Consider the following 2,600-nt stretch of genomic DNA (forward strand, 5'->3'; position numbering starts at 1 on the left):
TATTAAAATAATTTTAAATTTTTTTAAAAAAGTTTTCATAACCAGTTTTTTTCAGCATTTTCTTCATAAAAGTTGCCTGAATTTAAGAAACCTTATATCTTTATCGATGGCGCTAGCCATACTTGCACGTGAGTAAAAAACAGTAAATTGACCTGAAAAGGCGTAAAGAAAACCCAATATTGATTTTGATGATATATACATGGCTTGAGAGATCATGTTGTAATCGCGTGTAGCAATGATTGATAACAGTTAATCACTGTCTCAAGCATATGGATATGTATATGAAAAATTTAAAACCTATCATTTTTAAGGCTCATTCTGAGTTAAAAACAGTACTTCCATCGATTAAGAAAAGCCATTTATATGAAGCATTCGCTGCGTTCTGCGGCTTTAAAAGCTATGCGGCATTTCAAGTTGCATCTAACGTTAATGTTAAAGACCTTGAGCTAGCCAATATACAGTGCTTTGAACGTATGGAGGGTTTCAGCTTTGATGCAATGGAGTCGCTTCAGGTATGCCAACGAATCCAGCAAGTATGGGAGCAATTCAACAGTATTTCGTTAAAGGATATTTACACGTTTTATGCCGGGGCTTCTTTTGAGGAAGCATTAAGTGCAACGCGTATGCTAAATGTTTTAACGTCACAGATAAATGAAAATGATTCAAAAGCAATATTGGTTGGTCTCGTTATTGCCGCGCAGATATTGGCTGAATATGAAGAAAATCCAGATAACAGAAGTGGCGAATATTGGTATAGCAAAAAACTAGCTAACCATTCACTTAACGGGCTTCAGTCTGAAGTTGCTGAGCAATATCAGCAAATAGCCCCTTATAGAAAACTATTAACGCTATTATTAGAAAAACTCGAAAACAGTCATGATGCGGTGTTGCCACGTCCATCTAGTTTGAAATCAGTCAGCGAACAATTTGGTGAAAACCATAAATATTGCTGGAGTGGGTATTTTTCTGATGAGCCTTATGCCGTGATTGAATCTATTACTTACGCGCTTGATTTTCATGATAAGGATGAACCTGTGATTCCATTTTCTGTATTTCTCGATTGGATAAAAGCTGAGATGCTTGTTTCACCGTCACGAGATAAATTGCTGGAAATCATACAGGCCGTAAAAGATGATGAAGAAAAGTGGTTTTGGCACTTCATTGGCTTACAACATGATATAAATATCACCCAAAATAGTTACCGCCTTATTAATGCTTATACAGGTAATGAGTGGGATGAAGATGGACCAGCAGTTCCTGAAGGTGATTGTGGCATAGCATTTCCAGTTATCTCTGACGATATAAAACTAAAACTAGAAAATGCTGCTCAAAAGCTTACCTCTTAATTTTTTCACAATAAGTGATGGCTATGTTGAGGCATAGTCTTCATGGTTTTTATGAGGGGCAGGCTAAGGCTATCGTTACATAAGGAGGAAAAATTTTGAGCGATAGCTGCTCACCCACTAGTCAGTATTAAGTTGCTTCAGGAAAGTTTTACCGTCAACAAGATTACTTTCTTTTAAATCCTGAAATTGGACTTTAACTAGTGCCAATTTTTCCACTTCATCAGCATCACAATTGAGGTGTTCTTCGCACCGAAAAAATATTTTCTTGCGAATGGCTTTAGGTCTAGAAGACGACGGTGCAACTATCTCAGTCTTGATATCGATATGTTTTTTATGGCAAGCGGAGCATTCCGCATTGTTAAAATTAATTGTTTGTGTTGGCATAATAAGCTCTCATTTGGCAGAGTTAATGAAAAAATCCGTTTGGTGCTAAATTCAATTGGGTGATCTGCTCAGGACTGAAGCCGCGACGAAGGAGTTCGAAGTCTTTCATTTGCACCTCTGCTTTTTGCCCTTCGCCAATAACTTGATAAAGGCTACCGCTGACGGTTTTTATTAACTGGCTGTGAGGTGAGACTTCTACTATTTTTGATGTGCTAATGTAATCGCCTGCTGCGAATCGGTAAGTCATATCATCGACACAAATACCCCATAAAATTTTTCCGACCATTTCTTCACCTTTAAAAATAGAAACGATACGCCAGTTTTTAACTACAGTATTCATGATCTGATCCCCATAAATATTTCAGATAATCATAGGAAAAATTCAGTTAAAAACATATTCAAACCGTGGATCTAATATCGACTTTTTTATCTTAAACTGGAGATGGCGACAGACTGCTACCATAGTCACGATAATATAATTGAACTTTTTGTTAGTTATTAATTTTAAAGCTCATTAAAAGATGCCTTGTTTTACCGTTATGCATATGATGTTTCACATAGAAAATATTCGCTGTTTCAAAGGGTAATATTTGGTGTGTCATTTGGATACCAATTTATATTAGTATAAGTTAGCCTTAAATAAGCGCTATAACGTGACTTAAGGCAGCGAAAAATAGGTGATTTGATAAAGACCATTTTAAAGTTAATCGGACGGTTTTTAGCATGAATTTGTATTTCATAAACAATTATGCAGATTCTTTATATTCACTCAAAATGCTGATTTATAATTATTTTAATATTTTTCGATTGTTGGTGTTGCGTAATACCATGATGCCGATCGCTCAATACCATTCAAGCCGATCACTTTTT

The 2,600-nt window shown here is 35.8% G+C and carries 3 protein-coding genes; 1 reads left to right on the top strand and 2 read right to left on the bottom strand.

Going from position 1 to position 2,600, the window contains the following annotated elements; all coding sequences use genetic code 11:
• The first annotated feature begins 281 nt into the window (after positions 1 to 281).
• A complete protein-coding gene (locus tag QMA00_RS18715) occupies positions 282 to 1,346 on the top strand; it encodes a hypothetical protein (protein WP_290158482.1) in 1,065 nt (354 codons plus the stop codon).
• 117 nt (positions 1,347 to 1,463) lie between these two features.
• Here QMA00_RS18715 and QMA00_RS18720 read toward each other — a convergent pair whose 3' ends face one another.
• Positions 1,464 to 1,730: a hypothetical protein gene (locus QMA00_RS18720; RefSeq protein ID WP_290158485.1), complete on the bottom strand. Its 267-nt coding sequence runs from the start codon at positions 1,728 to 1,730 to the stop codon at positions 1,464 to 1,466.
• 22 nt (positions 1,731 to 1,752) lie between these two features.
• A complete protein-coding gene (locus QMA00_RS18725; protein ID WP_290158488.1) occupies positions 1,753 to 2,070 on the bottom strand; it encodes a hypothetical protein in 318 nt (105 codons plus the stop codon).
• Positions 2,071 to 2,600 lie beyond the last annotated feature (530 nt).

Source organism: Pseudoalteromonas sp. APC 3694 (genome assembly GCF_030407565.1).
GTDB classification, from domain to species: Bacteria; Pseudomonadota; Gammaproteobacteria; order Enterobacterales; family Alteromonadaceae; genus Pseudoalteromonas; species Pseudoalteromonas tetraodonis.

Excerpts from the sequence above, each read along its gene's own strand:
- QMA00_RS18715 (WP_290158482.1), top strand. The coding sequence starts at position 282 with ATGAAAAATTTAAAACCTATCATTTTTAAGGCTCATTCTGAGTTAAAA.
- QMA00_RS18720 (WP_290158485.1), bottom strand. The coding sequence starts at position 1,730 with ATGCCAACACAAACAATTAATTTTAACAATGCGGAATGCTCCGCTTGC.
- QMA00_RS18725 (WP_290158488.1), bottom strand. The coding sequence starts at position 2,070 with ATGAATACTGTAGTTAAAAACTGGCGTATCGTTTCTATTTTTAAAGGT.